This window comes from Aliiroseovarius salicola (genome assembly GCF_027891095.1).
Taxonomy (GTDB): domain Bacteria; phylum Pseudomonadota; class Alphaproteobacteria; order Rhodobacterales; family Rhodobacteraceae; genus Aliiroseovarius; species Aliiroseovarius salicola.
Genome location: NZ_JAQIIO010000004.1, coordinates 204,192 through 222,147, shown reverse-complemented (window position 1 = coordinate 222,147; position 17,956 = coordinate 204,192). Strand labels below are relative to the sequence as shown.

General features: G+C 55.5%; 17 protein-coding genes. 11 read left to right on the top strand and 6 right to left on the bottom strand.

Translation table 11 applies throughout. From position 1 onward, the window contains the following. Window positions 1–11: 11 nt before the first annotated feature. The gene (lon, locus tag O2N63_RS09555; RefSeq protein ID WP_271054038.1) at window positions 12–2,417 is read right to left on the bottom strand and encodes an endopeptidase La; all 2,406 of its coding nucleotides are present in this window, start codon (window positions 2,415–2,417) and stop codon (window positions 12–14) included. 357 nt (window positions 2,418–2,774) lie between these two features. On the opposite strand from lon, the gene O2N63_RS09550 reads away from it, so the two are divergent. Then, window positions 2,775–3,629 carry a hypothetical protein gene (locus O2N63_RS09550; protein ID WP_271054037.1) on the top strand — a complete coding sequence of 285 codons (855 nt, stop codon included), beginning with the start codon at window positions 2,775–2,777 and terminating at the stop codon, window positions 3,627–3,629. Between the two features lie 9 nt (window positions 3,630–3,638). Here the strand turns inward: O2N63_RS09550 and tgt are convergent, their stop codons facing one another. Beyond that, complete coding sequence (gene tgt / locus O2N63_RS09545) at window positions 3,639–4,778, bottom strand: tRNA guanosine(34) transglycosylase Tgt (RefSeq protein ID WP_271054036.1); 1,140 nt, start codon at window positions 4,776–4,778, stop codon at window positions 3,639–3,641. Window positions 4,779–4,960: 182 nt separating this feature from the next. Between tgt and O2N63_RS09540 the strand changes: the two genes are divergently transcribed. The 4 genes from O2N63_RS09540 (at window position 4,961) to O2N63_RS09525 (ending at window position 7,289) form a co-directional block, all read left to right on the top strand. Beyond that, window positions 4,961–5,335 carry an SUF system Fe-S cluster assembly protein gene (locus O2N63_RS09540; protein ID WP_271054035.1) on the top strand — a complete coding sequence of 125 codons (375 nt, stop codon included), beginning with the start codon at window positions 4,961–4,963 and terminating at the stop codon, window positions 5,333–5,335. Between the two features lie 147 nt (window positions 5,336–5,482). Continuing rightward, the gene (locus tag O2N63_RS09535; protein WP_271054034.1) at window positions 5,483–6,130 is read left to right on the top strand and encodes a MarR family transcriptional regulator; all 648 of its coding nucleotides are present in this window, start codon (window positions 5,483–5,485) and stop codon (window positions 6,128–6,130) included. Further along, window positions 6,123–6,830 carry a DUF3307 domain-containing protein gene (locus O2N63_RS09530; RefSeq protein ID WP_271054033.1) on the top strand — a complete coding sequence of 236 codons (708 nt, stop codon included), beginning with the start codon at window positions 6,123–6,125 and terminating at the stop codon, window positions 6,828–6,830. The genes O2N63_RS09535 and O2N63_RS09530 overlap by 8 nt, the downstream gene beginning before the upstream one ends. Before the next feature lie 63 nt (window positions 6,831–6,893). After that, on the top strand, window positions 6,894–7,289 hold the full coding sequence (locus O2N63_RS09525; protein ID WP_271054032.1) for a HesB/IscA family protein: 396 nt from the start codon (window positions 6,894–6,896) through the stop codon (window positions 7,287–7,289). 36 nt (window positions 7,290–7,325) lie between these two features. On the opposite strand, the gene O2N63_RS09520 is transcribed toward O2N63_RS09525, so the two are convergent. Beyond that, on the bottom strand, window positions 7,326–8,249 hold the full coding sequence (locus O2N63_RS09520) for a ketopantoate reductase family protein (protein WP_271054031.1): 924 nt from the start codon (window positions 8,247–8,249) through the stop codon (window positions 7,326–7,328). Between the two features lie 138 nt (window positions 8,250–8,387). Here O2N63_RS09520 and tpiA point away from each other — a divergent pair, with 138 nt between their 5' ends. The 3 genes from tpiA (at window position 8,388) to O2N63_RS09505 (ending at window position 12,168) form a co-directional block, all read left to right on the top strand. Continuing rightward, a complete protein-coding gene (tpiA, locus tag O2N63_RS09515) occupies window positions 8,388–9,134 on the top strand; it encodes a triose-phosphate isomerase (RefSeq protein WP_271054030.1) in 747 nt (248 codons plus the stop codon). A gap of 610 nt (window positions 9,135–9,744) precedes the next feature. Continuing rightward, on the top strand, window positions 9,745–10,386 hold the full coding sequence (gene trhA / locus O2N63_RS09510) for a PAQR family membrane homeostasis protein TrhA (protein WP_271054029.1): 642 nt from the start codon (window positions 9,745–9,747) through the stop codon (window positions 10,384–10,386). Window positions 10,387–10,629: 243 nt separating this feature from the next. Next, the gene (locus O2N63_RS09505) at window positions 10,630–12,168 is read left to right on the top strand and encodes a trimethylamine methyltransferase family protein (protein WP_271054028.1); all 1,539 of its coding nucleotides are present in this window, start codon (window positions 10,630–10,632) and stop codon (window positions 12,166–12,168) included. Window positions 12,169–12,288: 120 nt separating this feature from the next. Here O2N63_RS09505 and O2N63_RS09500 read toward each other — a convergent pair whose 3' ends face one another. Together O2N63_RS09500 and O2N63_RS09495 are read right to left on the bottom strand one after the other, a co-directional pair. Beyond that, complete coding sequence (locus O2N63_RS09500; protein WP_271054027.1) at window positions 12,289–14,124, bottom strand: ABC-F family ATP-binding cassette domain-containing protein; 1,836 nt, start codon at window positions 14,122–14,124, stop codon at window positions 12,289–12,291. Window positions 14,125–14,280: 156 nt separating this feature from the next. Further along, window positions 14,281–15,015: a GNAT family N-acetyltransferase gene (locus tag O2N63_RS09495; protein WP_271054026.1), complete on the bottom strand. Its 735-nt coding sequence runs from the start codon at window positions 15,013–15,015 to the stop codon at window positions 14,281–14,283. A 127-nt stretch (window positions 15,016–15,142) separates the two neighbouring features. Between O2N63_RS09495 and msrB the strand changes: the two genes are divergently transcribed. Together msrB and O2N63_RS09485 are read left to right on the top strand one after the other, a co-directional pair. Further along, window positions 15,143–15,541 carry a peptide-methionine (R)-S-oxide reductase MsrB gene (msrB, locus tag O2N63_RS09490; protein WP_271054025.1) on the top strand — a complete coding sequence of 133 codons (399 nt, stop codon included), beginning with the start codon at window positions 15,143–15,145 and terminating at the stop codon, window positions 15,539–15,541. A 324-nt stretch (window positions 15,542–15,865) separates the two neighbouring features. Continuing rightward, window positions 15,866–16,618, top strand: a complete 753-nt coding sequence (locus O2N63_RS09485) for a glycosyltransferase (protein WP_271054024.1) — start codon at window positions 15,866–15,868, stop codon at window positions 16,616–16,618. Window positions 16,619–16,686: 68 nt separating this feature from the next. Here O2N63_RS09485 and O2N63_RS09480 read toward each other — a convergent pair whose 3' ends face one another. Continuing rightward, window positions 16,687–17,136, bottom strand: a complete 450-nt coding sequence (locus O2N63_RS09480; RefSeq protein WP_271054023.1) for an outer membrane protein assembly factor BamE — start codon at window positions 17,134–17,136, stop codon at window positions 16,687–16,689. Window positions 17,137–17,226: 90 nt separating this feature from the next. Between O2N63_RS09480 and O2N63_RS09475 the strand changes: the two genes are divergently transcribed. After that, the gene (locus tag O2N63_RS09475; RefSeq protein ID WP_271054022.1) at window positions 17,227–17,808 is read left to right on the top strand and encodes a YceD family protein; all 582 of its coding nucleotides are present in this window, start codon (window positions 17,227–17,229) and stop codon (window positions 17,806–17,808) included. Window positions 17,809–17,956 lie beyond the last annotated feature (148 nt).

Below are 17,956 nucleotides of genomic sequence, written 5' to 3'. Positions count from 1 at the left end.
ACAGAGAGCACTTAATGTGCGGTCTGACCTGTTTCCCCGGTCTTCTTAGCAAGGGAAGTGGCCGCAGCCTCTTCAGCTGCTTCGTCCCACTCAATGGGCTCGGGGGTCCCAACCAACGCCAGTTTCAGAACGTCAGAGACATGTGAAACAGGGATGATTTCAAGCCCATCCTTTACGCTGTCCGGCAGTTCGGGAAGATCCTTTTCGTTCTCTTCCGGAATAAGCACGGTCTTGATCCCACCGCGCAAGGCAGCCAGCAGTTTTTCCTTGAGACCACCAATCGCCAGTGCATTGCCGCGCAGGCTGACCTCGCCGGTCATGGCGATGTCTTTGCGTACCGGAATACCGGTTAGCACGGACACGATGGAAGTCACCATCGCCAGACCCGCAGACGGGCCATCCTTGGGCGTGGCCCCATCGGGGACGTGAACGTGGATGTCCCACTTTTCGAACTGGGGCGGTTTCACACCAATTTCGGGCGCGATAGACCGGACATAGCTCGATGCCGCATCAATCGATTCCTTCATCACATCGCCCAGCTTACCGGTGGTCTTCATGCGACCTTTGCCCGGCAGGCGCAGTGCTTCGATCGACAAAAGATCACCGCCGACCGAGGTATAGGCAAGACCGGTCACAACGCCGACCTGATCCGTTTTCTCGGCCAGTCCATAGCGATGGCGACGCACGCCCAGCAGATCGGACAAAGCATCAGGTGTTACATCAACGGCTTCAACTTCCCGCTTCACGATCTTGGTCACGGCCTTTCGGGCCAGCTTGCCAATTTCGCGCTTCAGATTCCGCACCCCAGCCTCACGGGTGTAGTAGCGGATCACATCGGTGAGTGCGCCATCCGAGAGAGAAAACTCTTTTGCTTTCAGCCCATGATCCTTGATCTGCTGCGGAACAAGGTGCTGGCGCGCAATCTCAAGCTTCTCTTCCTCGGTGTAGCCGGCCAGAGGAATGATCTCCATCCGGTCCAGAAGCGGGCTGGGCATATTGTAGCTGTTGGCCGTGGTCAGGAACATCACATCCGAGAGGTCATATTCCACCTCAAGATAGTGATCGACAAAGGTCGAGTTCTGTTCCGGATCCAGCACTTCGAGCATCGCGGAAGCCGGATCACCACGGAAATCCTGCCCCATCTTGTCAATTTCATCCAGCAAGATCAGCGGGTTGGTGGTTTTCGCCTTTTTCAGCGCCTGAATGATCTTGCCGGGCATCGAACCGATATAAGTCCGGCGGTGACCGCGAATTTCGCTTTCGTCGCGCACGCCACCAAGCGAGATGCGAATGAACTCGCGCCCCGTGGCCTTGGCAACTGATTGACCCAAAGAGGTTTTACCCACACCCGGCGGGCCAACCAGACACATGATCGGGCCTTTGAGTTTCTTCGAGCGTTGTTGAACGGCAAGATATTCAACGATGCGTTCCTTGACCTTCTCAAGCCCGTAATGGTCCTTATCCAGAACCTTCTGAGCATTGTTCAGATCTTTCTTCACGCGGGATTTCTTGCCCCACGGAAGGCCGAGCATCCAATCGAGATAGTTGCGCACCACGGTGGCCTCGGCCGACATGGGTGACATGTTCTTGAGCTTTTTCAGCTCGGCATCTGCCTTTTCCTTGGCCTCTTTCGAAAGTTTGGTTTCGGCGATTTTCTCTTCCAGCTCAGTCAGTTCGTTCTGACCTTCATCGCCATCACCCAACTCTTTCTGAATGGCTTTCATCTGCTCATTCAGGTAGTACTCACGCTGGGTACGCTCCATCTGGGATTTGACGCGGGTCTTGATCTTTTTCTCAACCTGCAGGACTGACATTTCGCCCTGCATCAGCCCCATGACCTTTTCCAGACGCTCGGACACGGTGAAGGTTTCCAGAAGATCCTGCTTCTGATCCACCTCGACACCCAGATGCCCGGCCACGAGGTCCGCCAGCTTATCCGGCGCGCTGGTCTCGGCAACTGCGGCGAGCGCTTCTTCGGGGATGTTTTTCTTGATCTTGGCGTAGCGTTCAAAATCCTCACCAACAGAACGCAGCAGCGCCTCAAGTTCTTCCGAGTTTCCGGCCCGTTCTTCGATCAACTCGGCCTGAGCTTCGAAGAAGTTGGGGTTTTCCAGAAATTCGGTGATCTGCACGCGCGCCTGCCCCTCGACAAGCACTTTCACGGTGCCGTCAGGCAGTTTCAACAGCTGCAGCACATTGGCCAAAACACCAACGGAATAAATCCCATCGACATCCGGCTCATCCATGGCAGGATCGATCTGGCTGGACAGCAGGATCTGCTTGTCATCCGCCATTACCTCTTCCAGTGCCCGCACTGATTTTTCGCGCCCTACGAAAAGCGGCACGATCATATGCGGGAACACGACGATGTCGCGCAACGGCAGCACTGGGTAGGATTGGTTCAGTTGCTCGGTCATGAATTGTCCTTGTCTTTGGCAAGGAGATCAGGCCCCAAATAGTGGCAGCCGCGATCTCCTCCTGTTCGCGTATATCAATTGGGCATTCTGCGACCCTGTTTCAAGCGCCCTGACGTCAAACGCCATGCCTCCGACGCGCCTTGTTTCAAAGCATGCCTGTGCTCGAGGGCAGGCGCAAGGCGCTAAGATCCCTCATTCGGGAAAAAAACCGATTGCATTCGCTCAAAAATGACATTTTTCACAGAAAATTCTCAGCTCGGCCCATTTATTGCCACAGCCGGAGGGGCAACTGATCATATTGTATTAAACCATAGGACGATTATGCTTAAATTTGTTTATCGACAAAGGCGCCGTTTGTTGTTTGGAGGATTTTTTGTCTTCCTGACGGTGGGCGTTTTTCTGAACCAGAACAACGCCTACTTTGATGTGGGCATCCCTCAGATCACCTATCTCACCATATTTCTGACGTCGCTCATCGTTGGGATCATCTACATGCTTCTGGGCGCTGTTTACATCACCGCATTTCGCCGTTGGCGGCAATTGGTCGAAATGATTCCCCTGATCTTTTTCACCAACAGCATGCTTGGGATCGTATTTCCAACCTTTGTTGGCTTTGAGGCGGAAGGCATCACTAGCTCGATTATATATTTCGCGACCTGTATGTTCCTCTATTCCCTGATCTATGGCACCCTTTTGGATCGGTTTCCGATGTTTCTATCGTGGGAGACCAAAGCTCGGTTCAGCTCAGCACGCGATGCCAAAAACATCTTTAAAGAACTGGTGCCGGGGGTCGCCCCGGTTGAGCAACATTGGGATAAGCTGTTGCATGAGGTCACGCCTGACCCCGACGACCAAGACAGTCTGGAACTAACCTATACGCATGGACACAGTCTCTATCAGCACCAGACCATCACATTTCTGGAATTTGAACCAAACCGACATGCCAAGTATTACTTTGTTGGAGACGTCGACCCGAAAAACCGAAGCCTGACAGAGGGAACGTATACTGTTGATATCACCCCACGAGAGGCTGGAGGTTGCGACGTGTACATCAAAGAAATGCACACCGCGCTTTTGCCACGTGTTGGCATTATTATGTGGTTTGATGATCTTGTCGGGGATAGTGCCGACCACATCGTTTCGATCCATAAAGGCAAACGAGACTGGTCAATCTCGGGCCTGTATCGGCAAACAGTTCTGCCTCTCAGCTGAATTCGAGCCTTATAGCGGCTCGATGTCCCCCTGTGCCCGCTGTGCGTGGAAGTCGGCTTCCCATGCATCAAAGCGCCCTTCGCTGATCGCGTCACGCATTCCCTGCATAATTTCCTGAAAATAGTGCAGGTTATGCCACGTCAGCAACATGCCCGAGATCATCTCGTTCGAGCGGAACACATGATGCAGGTAAGCACGTGAATAATTTTGGCAGGCGGGGCAAGTACAGTTTTCGTCAACCGGGCGAGGATCGTCAGCGTGGCGGGCATTCTTGATGTTGAGAACGCCGAAGCGTGTCCAGACCTGACCGGTGCGGCCAGAGCGCGACGGCAACACGCAATCCATCATGTCCACACCACGTTTCACCGCCCCTACGATGTCATCCGGCTTGCCAACTCCCATCAGGTAACGCGGCTTATCCTCGGGAAGAAATCCGGGTGCAAATTCCAGGCAGTCGAACATTGCCTCCTGCCCCTCACCCACAGCCAGGCCGCCGATGGCGTAACCCTCAAAGCCGATATTTTTCAGGGCCTCAGCGCTTTCCTCGCGGAAATCCTTTTCAAGCCCCCCCTGCATGATACCGAACAGCGCATATCCCGGACGATCGCCAAAGGCATCACGTGAGCGTTGGGCCCAGCGCATCGACAGGCGCATGCTTTCGGCAATCCGTTTACGGTCGGCCGGCAGCGCGGGGCATTCGTCAAAACACATCACGATGTCCGATCCCAGCAGCCGCTGGATCTCCATCGAGCGTTCCGGGGTCAGCTCGTGTTTGGACCCGTCGATATGCGAGCGGAAGGTCACGCCCTTTTCGGTCAGTTTGCGCAGAGCCGAAAGGCTCATCACCTGAAACCCGCCGCTGTCGGTCAGGATCGGCTTTTGCCAGTTCATGAACTTGTGCAACCCGCCCAGCGCATGGATGCGTTCCGCAGTCGGGCGCAGCATCAGGTGATAGGTGTTGCCCAACAGAATATCCGCCCCGGTCGCGGCCACGCTTTCCGGCATCATCGCTTTTACAGTCGCCGCAGTCCCGACCGGCATGAAGGCCGGCGTTCGGATTTCGCCACGCGGGGTTGAGATCACACCAGTGCGGGCGCGTCCGTCGGTGGCCTTGAGGGTGTAGCTGAACTTGGGTGCGGAAGGGGTCATGTCTTGTGTCATAGCCCCGAAATGTCGCAAAATGAGCTGCTGGACAAGAGGGAAATGGCCCAAAGGACACAAGGTTGATCTGCGTCATTTGCAATTCAGCCATGCTGCGACATTGCTCCTCTGGACCTTAGGAGATGTAATCCTTATATGTTCGCTCAGGAATAACACGGGAACCGATACGCATGGACACGCACACTCAGACCAACGGGGGCCAGATTGAAGGCGAACCGCTGATCAAGCCTTCCTCCACCGCCCACCCGCTTTATGAAGCGGTGGTTGAAGCCTGTCGCACGGTCTATGACCCAGAAATCCCGGTGAACATTTATGACCTTGGCCTGATCTATACGATTGAGATCAATGATCAGAACGAGGTGGACATCATCATGACCCTCACCGCACCGGGTTGCCCTGTTGCGGGCGACATGCCGGGCTGGATCATCGAGGCAATTGAACCGGTGGCCGGCGTGAAACAGGTGAATGTAGACCTGACCTGGGAGCCGCCCTGGGGCATGGAGATGATGTCAGACGAAGCTCGGCTGGAGCTTGGCTTCATGTAAGCCCCTCCCCGATAGATCACAAAGGCAGGCCCAGCGCCTGCCTTTTTTATTTTTACCCCGCGAACTGATGCAAGCATTTTTAATTGCAACTCAGAAATGCAAGCCAAAACACTTGCATTAAAGAAAAGCAAGTGATATAACTTGCATATGTCGCAAATCGCTGTCCTCACCGGAGATATCGTGAACTCCACCCAACTCTCTCCCGAGCAGTTGGATCAGGCTTTAGAGGCACTCAAACAAGCGACAGATGAAATCTCGGCTTGGCACGCGAACAGCACCCAAACGACAACGATATTTGGGCGTCGAGGTGGCGATGGGTGGCAAGCAATGTTGCAAGCCTCGGAACTTTCACTGAGAGCGGCCTTGTTCCTGCGCGCCTCCCTGATGTCAGCAGGACCATTTCAGACCCGCATCGCCGCAGCGTCAGGGTCTGGAACTCTAAACAAAAAAGCCCAGAGTGATCCAAACTATGCGCACGGCTCAGCTTTTACACAGTCGGGGCGTTTGCTGGACCAACTCCCTCGCAACAGGCTGATGCAACATGCACAGGGCGGTACGCTTTCTGCGTCATTCCTGCTTGCCGACCATATTTCGCGGGAATGGACGCAAGCTCAGGCCATGGCCATGTCATTGGCCCTTGCTCCATCCCGGGGCACACAGCAGGATATGGCAGACAAATTACAGATCTCTCGACAAGCGGTAGCACAGGCCCTGCGCGCTGCGGGTTATACGGCCATTCACGGGGCCATTGAATTAATCGAAACAGAATTACGCGAAACATCCCAAGATGCTTGAAACCTTCCTGGCCCTTCTCGTCGCCCATCTTCTGGCTGATTTCGTATTTCAAACCAACACGATGGTGAGGGAAAAACGGCGGCTGGATGTGTTTGCCTCGCATGTTGCGGTCGTGGGGGCAGCAAGCCTGTTTGCACTCGGTGGTGCATGGGAAGCAGCTTTGATCGTGACCATCATCCATGCGATCATCGACGCGCTCAAAACCTACCTTCTCTCTTCCCATCACAGTCGCGCTCTCTGGGCTTTCACCGTGGATCAGGTTGCCCATCTAGGCAGCATCGCTTGGGTGACACTCCTCTGGCCCTGGAGTTTTGGTCACGGGATCTGGGGATTTACCACACCTTACATGGCTGGCCCCGCTGTTCTGGTCGCCGGTTTCCTGATTGCCACCGCCATGGGAGGCCCCATCGTCGGGGGCCTCATGCGCCGGTTCCCGCAAAGCTTTGCCATTCAAGGATTAAAGAACGCGGGCCGCGTGATTGGCTTTCTCGAACGCGCCTTTGTCTTCTTCCTGATCCTCTTCAACAGCCCCATTGGCATCGGCTTTCTCCTCACTGCCAAGTCGGTCCTGCGCTTTGACACCACACGCAAGGGGCAACATGCATCGGAGTATGTGATCATCGGCACGCTCGCCTCGTTTGGCTGGGCCATGGGGGTGGCGTTTCTCACAAAAGAGGCATTTGCGCTAATCACCCCTTGAGAGATGCGCTTTAACCCCCTAAATTTGTCAGGCTCACAAGATTGGGCATGAAGGAGCACACTAATGTTCGGCATCCCCGGCAAACAGGCCCTGACCATGACGGAACGGGCCGCCAGACAGATCTCCAGACTAATGGAGAAAAAAGGCCACACCGGCCTGCGCATCGGCCTCAAGAAGGGGGGCTGTGCGGGGATGGAATATACCATGGACTATGTGGATCAGGCCGACCCCCATGATGAAGTGGTCGAACAGGACGGTGCCCGCATTCTGATCGCCCCCACCGCGCAGATGTTCTTGTTTGGCACCGAGATCGACTATGAAATCGGCCTTTTGGAAAGCGGCTTCAAGTTCAACAATCCCAATGTGGACGAGGCTTGCGGTTGCGGGGAGTCGGTGACATTCAAAAGCATCGATGAACTGTCTGAGGCGTTCCCGGATGGTGTGCCGAAGCTGAGTTAGATCCTGCTTACGGCACCACCGCAATTCCAAGAAAGTCTAGTTCATCTGCCCGGCCTTATGCGGCATAAGCACCGCGTATAGCGTTTCGTTTGCAGGAGCCGGAATTCCGTATTCCTTGGCAAGACGACAAGCAGCCCCCGACAACCAGTCAATCTCTAACGGAAGCCCCTTTTCAAGATCAATCGCGGTTGAAGCCCGAATTGATGGAGGCAGGGCTGATACCAATGCCCATGTATCTTCCTCTACACTGTCAGCCAATGCTACACCTTTAGCCCGGCCAATTGCGGCAGTTTCCGCTGCCACTGCTTTGAACAAGGCAGTCAGCTCAGGATAGGCCCGTATGTCGCCGATGGTGCAACGCCCGGCCGCTGTCACCCCAGACATCGCCGAAAACAGAATGAACTTGTTCCACAACTCCCGTTCCACATCATCTGTAACCGGAGCGGAAACCCCCGCCTCTTCCATCGCACACTGGAGAGTTTCAACCCGTGCGGTCGGCCGGCTGTCACGTTCTGCGAATATGAAGGTGGCAAACTCGCCCGTCTGAGTGATCTCACCGGGGGCCGAGATGGTGGTCGACACTTTCGCAACCCCGTTGGCCACATTGTGTTCTGGCAAATGCGCCAACAACCGATCCGATGCTTCTACCCCGTTCAGAAACGGCACAACTACAGTGTTTTCACCCAGCATCGGTTTACAGGCCATTGCCGCCTGATCAAGTGCATCCCCTTTCACACCAAAGATAATCGCGTCTACCGGACCAACTTCAACAGGGTTATCTGTCGCCAACCAAGGCGTTACCTGGGAATTCCCGGTGGGACCGATCAGTCGCAGACCTCCTTCCTGAATGGCCCGCAAGTGCTCACCCCGTGCGATGGTCGCAACTTCGTGTCCGGCTTCTGTCAGTTTCACCGCAAGAAATCCACCAATCCCGCCCGTGGCCATCATCGCAATCCGCATTGTGCACCCCTCCTTCTTATATTGCCACCAGCATATCACGGGTTTGTACCTCCACAAACTCACCTCGGCCCACCCTGCCCCCTTGACGCCCCCTGCCCTAGACCCGAAAACAGTGCAAACAAAGTTGGAGGATCCGCGATGCGGCGCAAACTGGCAGCAGGCAACTGGAAAATGAATGGGCTGGGGGCAAACCTGGCCGAGCTTGAAAAGCTCTCAGGCCTGCATGGAGCACCAGATTGCGAAATCCTGATCTGTCCACCCGCCACTCTGATCTCAACCGCACGTGTTCAGGCAGGGGAGCAAATTGCCATTGGCGGGCAGGATTGCCATGAAAACACATCTGGCGCGCATACGGGTGACATTTCAGCTGAGATGCTGAAGGACGCCGGTGCGTCCCATGTGATCCTCGGCCACTCAGAGCGTCGTGAAGATCACGATGAAAGCGACAGTGATGTGCGCCAAAAGGCCTGCGCTGCGATTGAAGCCGGCCTCAAAGTGGTGATCTGCGTTGGGGAAAGTCTGGAAGAGCGTGAAACCAATAACACACTGGATATCATCGGCGGTCAGTTGGCTGGATCTATCCCGGATCAGGTAACCGGTGAAAACCTGGTGGTTGCCTATGAACCGATCTGGGCCATTGGCACTGGAAAGGTGCCCACCTTGGATCAAATCGGCGAAGTGCATGATTTCATCCGCACCCGCCTAGAGCGACGCTTTGGCGAAGGTGTGGGGCGCTCGGCTCGTATTCTCTATGGTGGCTCGGTCAAACCCGGCAATGCTTCCGAGATCTTTGCGGTGTCGAACGTGGACGGAGCACTGGTGGGAGGTGCAAGCCTCAAGGCCGATGATTTTTCTGCCATTATCACAGCCCTGGAAAAAGCATAGGCCCTTTTCCCCCCGACCATGCCAAGAGTGCCTGTTTCGGTTTCGGCCGCACCGATAATACACGGGTACTCAGGCCCGAAGTTGATTTGGCGTCGGCGTGCCTGCTGGCTTATCGACTGTGCGAGTCGTGACCAGCGGTGATATCGGAGGCGTACCAAAACTGACAAAAACTTTGTCATTCGTGTGCAATGCGGGCAATTTGCCCGAACACATGGCAACCTGATCTTGACCCAAACCAAATTAAGGTCACCATCCTGCGCCCTTTAAGGCAAGGAAATCTTTACCAATTCATGAAAACCTGATTTCCAGAACCGGCCCCGTCAACTGAACAAAAATTGTTGCAATTTCTGACGGTGAATTTACCGCACCGAACACAAATCCGCCGCGTTTTTGCGCTAACATCAAAGGACCGGTCCAGAAGCGTTTCGCTTTCCTGCCCGTGTTGAGCAGAGCGTTTTATCCCAACGGGATACGCGCGTTAAACCTCCACGGACGACCATCGCGACGACGCTTTGCACGACCAGTTTTGCGGGCTTTTCGTCGGGGTTATAATCCTCGATTTTCAGAGACGCGCCCGAAACGAATAAGTTACAGGCAAGAGGTGATTGAGATGGAGTTTGGAGAAGAATTCACTATCAAGGAATATATCGCAGACGGAGTCATTCACGGGTTGGGCGTGCTGGCGGCCTTTGCAGGGGCCACCGCTTTGGTGGTCTGGGCGGCACACTCCGGACCCATGGGACATCTTCCCCTTGTCGCGATCTATGCCGTAGGACTAATCGCCTCATTCCTCTTGTCTGCCGCGTACAATATGACACTCCATCGCGAAGCCCGTTCGGTATTGCGCCGCTTTGACCACGCAGCCATCTTTTTCCTGATTGCCAGCACCTATACTCCTCTGGCCCTCGTTGGGATCGGTGGCACAAATGGGTTGGCGTTGAACCTTGCGGCCTGGACGATCGCGCTTGTTGGCATCACGCTGAAATTGTTTTTCTTCGGGCGTTTTGAACGGTTCACATTTCAGTTGATGTTGATGCAAGGGTGGCTGGCAGTGCTCGCCATCGGTCCGCTGATTGCAAATTTCAGCCTCGCCATTCTGATCCTTCTTGTCGGGGGTGGGGTTCTCTTCACCCTTGGCACCCTGTTTCATGTGCGTGACCATCTGCCCTTCAACCGGGCCATCTGGCACAGCCATGTTCTTGCCGGGGCTGCCATGCATTACACCGCAGTATTCATGATACTGCGGGGGTAAGGGACTGGGCCAAATATCCCTTTATTGTCGATTTGCGACACGGAATTTTGACGCAAACAAGCGAGATTGTCCGCTTCCTTCCGGCGCTAAATGGGTCAGGGAGGATGAGATGGACAGCTTAAACTGGCTCATTTCCATTGTTATAAGGACCATTGGCGCTGAACGGGGCCGAGCTGCGCGCGGGCGACCGTAAGCGGAATTTTTCCACCCAAGCGACCCCTTCACAACAAATTGGACCTTGATATGAGTTCACCATCTGCCCGCCGTTCCGGCGGTCGCGCCGCCCGCAAAGCGCTTCGCGCTGGCCCCCTGTCAGATGACATTCGCCCGATACGCCCCGGTATGGAAGGCGGCACTTTCCGCCCCCTGTCGGATGCCGAGATCCTGCGCATTCACAACGCAGCCCTTGAGGCACTTGAAACCATCGGCCTCGCTGACGCCCCACCAAGTGGCGTAGAGATCTTAACCAAAGCCGGAGCAATCCTTGGAGATGACGGCCGATTGCGGTTTCCGCGATCCGTGGTGGAAGACACTTTGGCGATTGCGGCAAAATCCATTTCGCTGCATGGCCGCGATCCACGAAATGACATGAAGCTTTCCGGTAACTGCGTGCATTACGGTACCGCAGGGGCCGCCGTTAGCATGGTGGATGTGGACGGGCGAAACTATCGTGACAGCACCGTGCAGGATTTGCACGATGCCGCCCGGATTGCCGACCAGCTCGAGAACATCCATTTTCTGCAACGCCCAATGGTCTGCCGAGACATCGCTGACAATTGTGAAATGGATCTGAATTCGATTTACGCCTGCTGCTCTGGCACGACCAAACATGTGGGCGTGTCATTTACAGAACCGGGATTTGTAAAACCAGCGATCGAAATGCTTCACATGATTGCCGGTGGTGAAGACAAATGGCGCGAACGACCCTTTGTGTCCAATAGCAACTGCTTTGTCGTTCCTCCCATGAAGTTCGCCACCGAAAGCTGCGAGGTGATGGAGGAATGCGTCCGGGCAGGAATGCCGGTGCTGCTCCTGTCCGCCGGCATGGCCGGGGCAACCGCTCCCTCAACAGTGGCCGGCGCGATTGTGCAGGCGACAGCGGAATGCCTTGCAGGGCTTGTGTATGTCAACGCCATCAAGCCGGGCCACCCTGCGATCATGGGCACCTGGCCCTTAGGGCTTGATCTGCGCACCGGCGCCATGTCGGTGGGATCAGGGGAACAGGCCCTGCTCACCTCAGGCTGCGCACAGATGCACCATTTTTATGGGCTTCCCGGCGGAGCCGCAGCCGGTGCGTCAGATGCAAAACTGCCTGACATGCAAGCCGGTTGGGAGCAGATGTGCTCAAACGTCACCGCAGGTCTTGCAGGGGTAAATATGGTCTATGAGGCCGCCGGCATGCACGCGTCACTGCTGGGATTCTGCTTTGAAAGCCTGATCCTGGGGGACGATCTGATCGGACAGGCGCAACGCGTCGTACGTGGCATTGAAGTGACGGATGAGACCCTTGCCCTGGATCAGATTGCATCTGTCTGTCTTGGTGGGCCTGGCCATTATCTTGGTACAGCTCAGACCCTGAGCCGGATGCAGGCAGATTATGTGTACCCAAAATTGGGCGACAGGACGTCACCTAAGGAATGGGCAGAAAATGGCAAACCAGACCTGATTGCCAACGCAACGGCACGGAAAATCGAGATGCTGGCAAAGCCGTCGCAAGCCGCATTTGATCCGCAGCTGGATGCCCAGATCCGTACGGCATTCAACATCCACCTGAAGCGATAATCTGCGGCGGTGCGGGGACCTTCCGCGCCGCCACTCTTTGCTGGTCAGGCATTAGCCTAGGGGCTCAGCCCCTCGGCCTGCGGCCTCACCCCGAGGTATTTCCGGCAAGAAAAAAGAGCATCAGCCCTTGGCCAGCTCGGATTTTTCTTCGAGTAAAAGCCATTCTTCTTCGGCGGCCGCGAGTTTTTGTTGCCGCTCCGCAAGCCCTTCGGATGCTTTTTTAAATTTGACCGGGGCTTCTGAAAAGAGATTGGGGTCCATCAGGAACTCTTCGAGCTTGGCGATTTCCGCCATAAGACGGTCAATCTCTCCGGGCAGCGCTTCCAGCCGGTGTTGCTCGGTGAACGACAGCCCCTGAGACGCCCCCTGTGTCGGCGAAGCTGGTGTGTCTGCCTTGGGTTTACCGGCCGATTTGACTTTCTTCTTCGTAGGTGCAGACGGTGCTTCTTCGTCTTTCTGCGCCTGATAATCCGACCAACCACCAGGGTAGATTGTCGCGCGACCGTTCCCTTCCATCGCAATGGTGCGGTGTGCCACACGATCAAGGAAATCCCTGTCGTGGCTGACCAACAGGACCGTCCCTTCGTAAGACCCCAAAATGTCCTGCAGAAGATCCAGCGTCTCCACGTCCAAATCATTGGTCGGTTCATCCAGGACGAGAAGGTTTGACTGTCGCGCCATGATCTTGGCAAGGATCAGCCGCGCCTTTTCCCCCCCGGACAAGGACCGCACGGGCGCACGCGCCTGCGCCTCGTCAAACAGGAATTCCTTGAGGTAACCCACCACATGTTTGGGATTGCCGCGTACCATGACCTGATCGGCCTTGCCAGAGACACGCATTTCCGGGTCCCCGGTCAGGTTCTCCCACAGGCTGTCATCCTCGACCAGTGTCGAGCGGTTCTGATCAAATACCGCCATTTCGATGCCGGTTCCAAGTGTCACGGTTCCCTCGTCGGGGGTTTCCTGACCGATCAGCATTTTCAAAAGCGTTGTCTTACCCGCTCCATTGGGACCAACAAAAGCCACACATTCGCCGCGCATTACCCGAAGATCGAAGGGGCGTAAGATCAGCTTGTCTCCGTAGGACTTTGATATTCCTTGCGCTTCCATCACGCGGCGACCAGATTTCGGCCCCGCATCGAGCACCATTTCAGCTGCCCCTTTGCGCTTGATTTGACTGGCGCGCTCATCGCGCAACTTGGCCAGTTCGCGCAGGCGCCCCTGATTGCGCTTGCGGCGTGCACTGATCCCTTCCACCGCCCAACGGGCTTCGGATTTGATCTTGCGATTAAGCTTGTGGCGGTTCTGGTCTTCCTCTTCCCACACTTTGTCACGCCAGATCTCGAAATGTGCAAACCCTTTTTCCTGACGACGCACCTGACCGCGGTCCACCCAAAGTGTAGCGCGCGTGAGATTGCGCAGGAAAGCCCGGTCGTGGCTGATCAGAACGTAGCCGGCGCGGGTGGAATTGAGTTCATCCTCCAGCCATTGAATGGCCTGAATATCCAGATGGTTGGTGGGTTCGTCCAGCAACATCAGATCTGGGGCTTCTGCGAGCAGTTTCGCCAATGCTGCTCGCCGCCGTTCCCCACCGGACGCCGTTCCGACCGGAGCCTCAAGGTTCATCTTCAACCCCTCGGCCACGCGCTCCACCAGATAATCCTGACCCGGCTCCAGCCCGGACACCGCAAAATCGCCAAGCGTGGTAAATGCGGACAGGTCGGGGTGTTGTTCCATATATCCAACGGACACGCCCGGAGAGAGGACGCGTTCGCCCCGGTCCGGTTCGATCATTCCCGCCATCACCTTCATCAAGGTCGATTTGCCAGAGCCATTTCGCCCAACCAGCGCCACCCGATCCTGTGGTTGCACCACTAGGTCAAGCTCATCAAAAACCGGATCACCGCCAAAGGTCAGCGAAATGTCAGTCATCTGCAAAAGAGGTATACGTGCCATGGGGCTGAACTAGGGGGAGTGACCCTGCAGGTCAACGAGAAAGCCCCTTCGTAACAACCGCCTTCCCTTTTTTCTTGCCGGAAATACCTCGGGGTGAGGCTTAAAGCCGAGGGGCAGCGCCCCTCAGGTGAGAGCAACACCCGGATGCTCATATCCCTATTCCTGTGCTGCCCGAAGCATCTGCGCACGCTTTTGAGGCACAGAAGAGATTTCCACCCCGGTAAACACATGCAATGTTCCCAGATCTTCATCCACAACAGCATGATCGCTCACCCATCCGCCCATGGCCAGATAGGTGCGCAGAAGGGGGGGCATCATGCGAAGACCTCGCTTCCGATCCGTATCCTTTCGATCGCGGTCAGAAAACCGGAAGACATCTTGGGATTTTATCAGGGGTCGCCAGCGGCGGGGGGCAATACGCCCGTCACGCAACAGATCAAATGTATCAAGATAGTCCTCGACATCCGTCCCTTGAAAAGACACGCAGCCAAACAACATACCAATCCCTTGTTCATCCACATAGCGGGTCAGTTCCCCCCACAGGAGGCGCAGAACATCCGCGCCATCCTTTAGACTTGGAGAGATACAGAACCGGCCAATCTCAGCCAGCGGCGCGCCATATTCACTCAGCGGCTTCAAATCATAGAATAGTGCGGAATAACTTTTGCCGATCTCCTCCCCATGAGACAGCGGCAAAATGCGCAGACAGGCTACCAGCTCTTTCCTTAGGCGATGCTCGATCAGGATATGGCGACAAACCTCATCATGCGCATCACGATCAAACCCCTCTCCGCCGCGAAAGCACCGGTGCCGCAGGGCTTGTGCCGACAACAGATCAGCTTTGGTTTCTGCAAACCGCACCCGGTAACGCGGAGCACACATTTTCGCCATCGGTCTTTCTCCACACTTGGCGCGCCGCCTCGCGCCGCTTAGATAGATACAATTCTGAACCCATCCTGCCGTGGATTTGTGACATGGGTTTATCACAAACACACGGGAAAACCTGAAAGGGGGCAATATGGCCAAAGTCACGAAGACAGATGACGAGTGGCGCGAAGCACTCGGAGACGAGCTGACCTTTCAAGTCACGCGCAATGCCGCAACCGAACGAGCGTTTTCCCATCCCGGATTCCCGGAAGGGGATGGAACCTTTCGTTGTGTCTGTTGTGGGGCGGCCCTGTTTGATAAAGAGGAAAAGTTTGAAAGCGGATGTGGCTGGCCAGCTTTTTCCGCGCCGCGTTCAGATGCTCCCGTCGGAGAGGAATCCGACCGCAGTTTCGGCATGGTTCGCACCGAAGTCCATTGCGAGGACTGCGGAGCGCATCTGGGCCATGTTTTTCCGGATGGGCCCGGCCCAACCGGATTGCGGTATTGCATCAACGGGGTTTGCCTGAGGTTTGAGCCGAAAGAAGGCTGACGGGGTCAATTACTGGCATCTAGACCACCCATCACGTTGAATGTCGTGAGCAGATCGAAATGTTGGGAACAGCTTGGCTGGATCGACATTGCGGTCTGGCTCGTTTTTCCTGTGGCCCCTCGCCTTTCGCACAATGCCGCAGCGGCTGACTTCGTAGCTGGTTTCGTGGCGAGCACGCCCGCACAGCAACTTATTGGTGTGCCTCTGCAAATTTTCACTTTATGAGTGCGCACACCCCTCCTATGGTTTCCTGGCAGTCACAACCCTTTGGACACTGTAAATCGTAACCTTTCCCTCAACGCCAAGAAACTCATCCCTCGACGAATGCTCGCCCCCACCCTTTCGATCATCATCATCACCCTGAACGAGCAAAACCAGTTGCCACGACTGCTTGGTGACCTGGCGAACCAGAGCACTCAGGATTTCGAGATCATCCACGTCGACAGCAACAGCAGCGACAATACGCTGGCTGTGTCATGGGCATGGGCGCATAGATTCGCGCGATATCAGGTTATCCCGATGACCCGTCGCGGCGTCAGTCTGGGGCGAAATACAGGTGCTAACAAAGCCCGAGGTGAACGGTTGCTGTTTCTGGATGCGGACACACGGCTTTCATCAGATTTTCTTGCCTGTGCCTTGTCTGATTTGAAGATCCGCCGACTGGACCTCGGTATTGTTCCGATGTCTGCAAAGGGGCTGTCGTGGCGCCACAAGACCGGCTACGCAGCCTTTAATGTTGGGATCCGGATAACAGCATGGTTCTTTCCCACAGCAATTGGCGCCTGTCTGTTCTCAACACCTGAACTGCACCGCAAGATAGATGGGTTTGACGAAGCGTTGACCCTTTGTGAAGATTGCAACTATGCGCTGAAAGCGACCCAAATGGATCAAACCCGTCTCGGAGTGCTGACCAGCCGGTTCGCATTCAATCCACGCCGCCTTGATCGCGATGGTCTCTTGCATATGGGGCTGTTGTATCTGCGCGCCAACCTGAGGCGTTTCTTTTACGGCGAGCTATACACCAACGAAATTCCATACAGATTTGGATACGCCAATAAAACTACACTGATCAAATAATATCTGGCCCAATAAAAAAGGCGCCCGAACAGGCACCTTTTCAGAAGTTTCACGACGATATTATCTGATCAGCCGCCAAGCGCGTCTCCAATATCGATACGCCCAAGCGCGCCGAACAACTGGCGAAGGAATCCTACACCACTGATGTTGCTCTCGATCACGCGGCGCTCGAGCACCACAACCCGGCCCTGTTCCAGACCAAATCGTTCAACATTTGCAACCTGCCCTTTGCCATCAAAGCTGACAGCCAGAACCTGACGGTCAATCTCTTCAGGGGCATTATAGGTGTAATGCTTGAAACGGCTTTGCACGTAGTACCAACCACTATCGGTCAACAGGCCTGCCGTGCCCGGCTGACCGATTTTTTCGGCAACCGTTTCACGAGTGTCCGCGCCCACGGCAACGGATTCAATATCCGCATCCGTCGGCATATAGCCATGATTTCGGTAGGTTGCCGAACAGGCCGCAACAGCACCTGCCAGCATGAATGCCAGCCCAACGCGCAACAATTTCGACATAAGCCCCCCTAATATGGCATCTTGCTTTTATCTACCTGTCTCGCGTATCGGCTTACCTCAGGATTGCTCAACGTTCAAGAAACATACAACATGACCCATCAAGAAGACGCCCTGCCCTATAGCCACCCAATGCGCGTGGCGGACCTTGCCTCAAACGAAACCACGTCGTTTGAACTTATCCCCACTGCGGATCAGTGCCGCGCCATTGCCGCAGATATCGATCTGCCTGGCCTGCGTAAACTGCGGTTTACCGGCACCCTGTCACCACTTGGCAAACAGGATTGGAAGCTGGACGGTCATTTGGGGGCGACTGTCACGCAGACGTGCGTTGTGACGTTGGAACCCGTGACCACCCGCATCGAGGAAGATATCAAACGGCACTGGATCGCCGGGCTGGTGGTCAATCCCGAAGGTGATGAGATCGAAATGCCCGAAGACGTCACGCAGGAGCCCCTGGGGGACGTGATCGATCTGGGCGACGTCGCGGTAGAAGCCCTTGCCCTGTCCCTGCCGCTTTATCCACGAGCTGAAGGAGCAGAATTGGCCGAACAGAACTTTGCCAAGCGAGGGGTGACGCCGATGACGGATGAGGCTGCCCGCCCCTTCGCAGGGCTCGCAGGTTTGCGCGACAAGCTGTCTGGCGGGGGCGAGTCGGACGATTCTGGCACCTGATCCTGACCCCTCTTGAATCGGGGGATTTTGAACCAAATCCCCTTTTTCGCACCAAACATCGCTCAGAACCTGCGTTTTCCTCCGTTTTTTGAGCCAAGCCCCCTTGCATGAAATCAGAAAAACAGTATTTTCCCGGCTTTCCTGCAAG

Coding starts and splice junctions, on each gene's coding strand:
- lon (WP_271054038.1), bottom strand. CDS start 2,417: ATGACCGAGCAACTGAACCAATCCTACCCAGTGCTGCCGTTGCGCGAC.
- tgt (WP_271054036.1), bottom strand. CDS start 4,778: ATGACCCCTTCCGCACCCAAGTTCAGCTACACCCTCAAGGCCACCGAC.
- O2N63_RS09540 (WP_271054035.1), top strand. CDS start 4,961: ATGGACACGCACACTCAGACCAACGGGGGCCAGATTGAAGGCGAACCG.
- O2N63_RS09535 (WP_271054034.1), top strand. CDS start 5,483: ATGTCGCAAATCGCTGTCCTCACCGGAGATATCGTGAACTCCACCCAA.
- O2N63_RS09530 (WP_271054033.1), top strand. CDS start 6,123: ATGCTTGAAACCTTCCTGGCCCTTCTCGTCGCCCATCTTCTGGCTGAT.
- O2N63_RS09525 (WP_271054032.1), top strand. CDS start 6,894: ATGTTCGGCATCCCCGGCAAACAGGCCCTGACCATGACGGAACGGGCC.
- O2N63_RS09520 (WP_271054031.1), bottom strand. CDS start 8,249: ATGCGGATTGCGATGATGGCCACGGGCGGGATTGGTGGATTTCTTGCG.
- tpiA (WP_271054030.1), top strand. CDS start 8,388: ATGCGGCGCAAACTGGCAGCAGGCAACTGGAAAATGAATGGGCTGGGG.
- trhA (WP_271054029.1), top strand. CDS start 9,745: ATGGAGTTTGGAGAAGAATTCACTATCAAGGAATATATCGCAGACGGA.
- O2N63_RS09505 (WP_271054028.1), top strand. CDS start 10,630: ATGAGTTCACCATCTGCCCGCCGTTCCGGCGGTCGCGCCGCCCGCAAA.
- O2N63_RS09500 (WP_271054027.1), bottom strand. CDS start 14,124: ATGGCACGTATACCTCTTTTGCAGATGACTGACATTTCGCTGACCTTT.
- O2N63_RS09495 (WP_271054026.1), bottom strand. CDS start 15,015: ATGGCGAAAATGTGTGCTCCGCGTTACCGGGTGCGGTTTGCAGAAACC.
- msrB (WP_271054025.1), top strand. CDS start 15,143: ATGGCCAAAGTCACGAAGACAGATGACGAGTGGCGCGAAGCACTCGGA.
- O2N63_RS09485 (WP_271054024.1), top strand. CDS start 15,866: ATGCTCGCCCCCACCCTTTCGATCATCATCATCACCCTGAACGAGCAA.
- O2N63_RS09480 (WP_271054023.1), bottom strand. CDS start 17,136: ATGTCGAAATTGTTGCGCGTTGGGCTGGCATTCATGCTGGCAGGTGCT.
- O2N63_RS09475 (WP_271054022.1), top strand. CDS start 17,227: ATGACCCATCAAGAAGACGCCCTGCCCTATAGCCACCCAATGCGCGTG.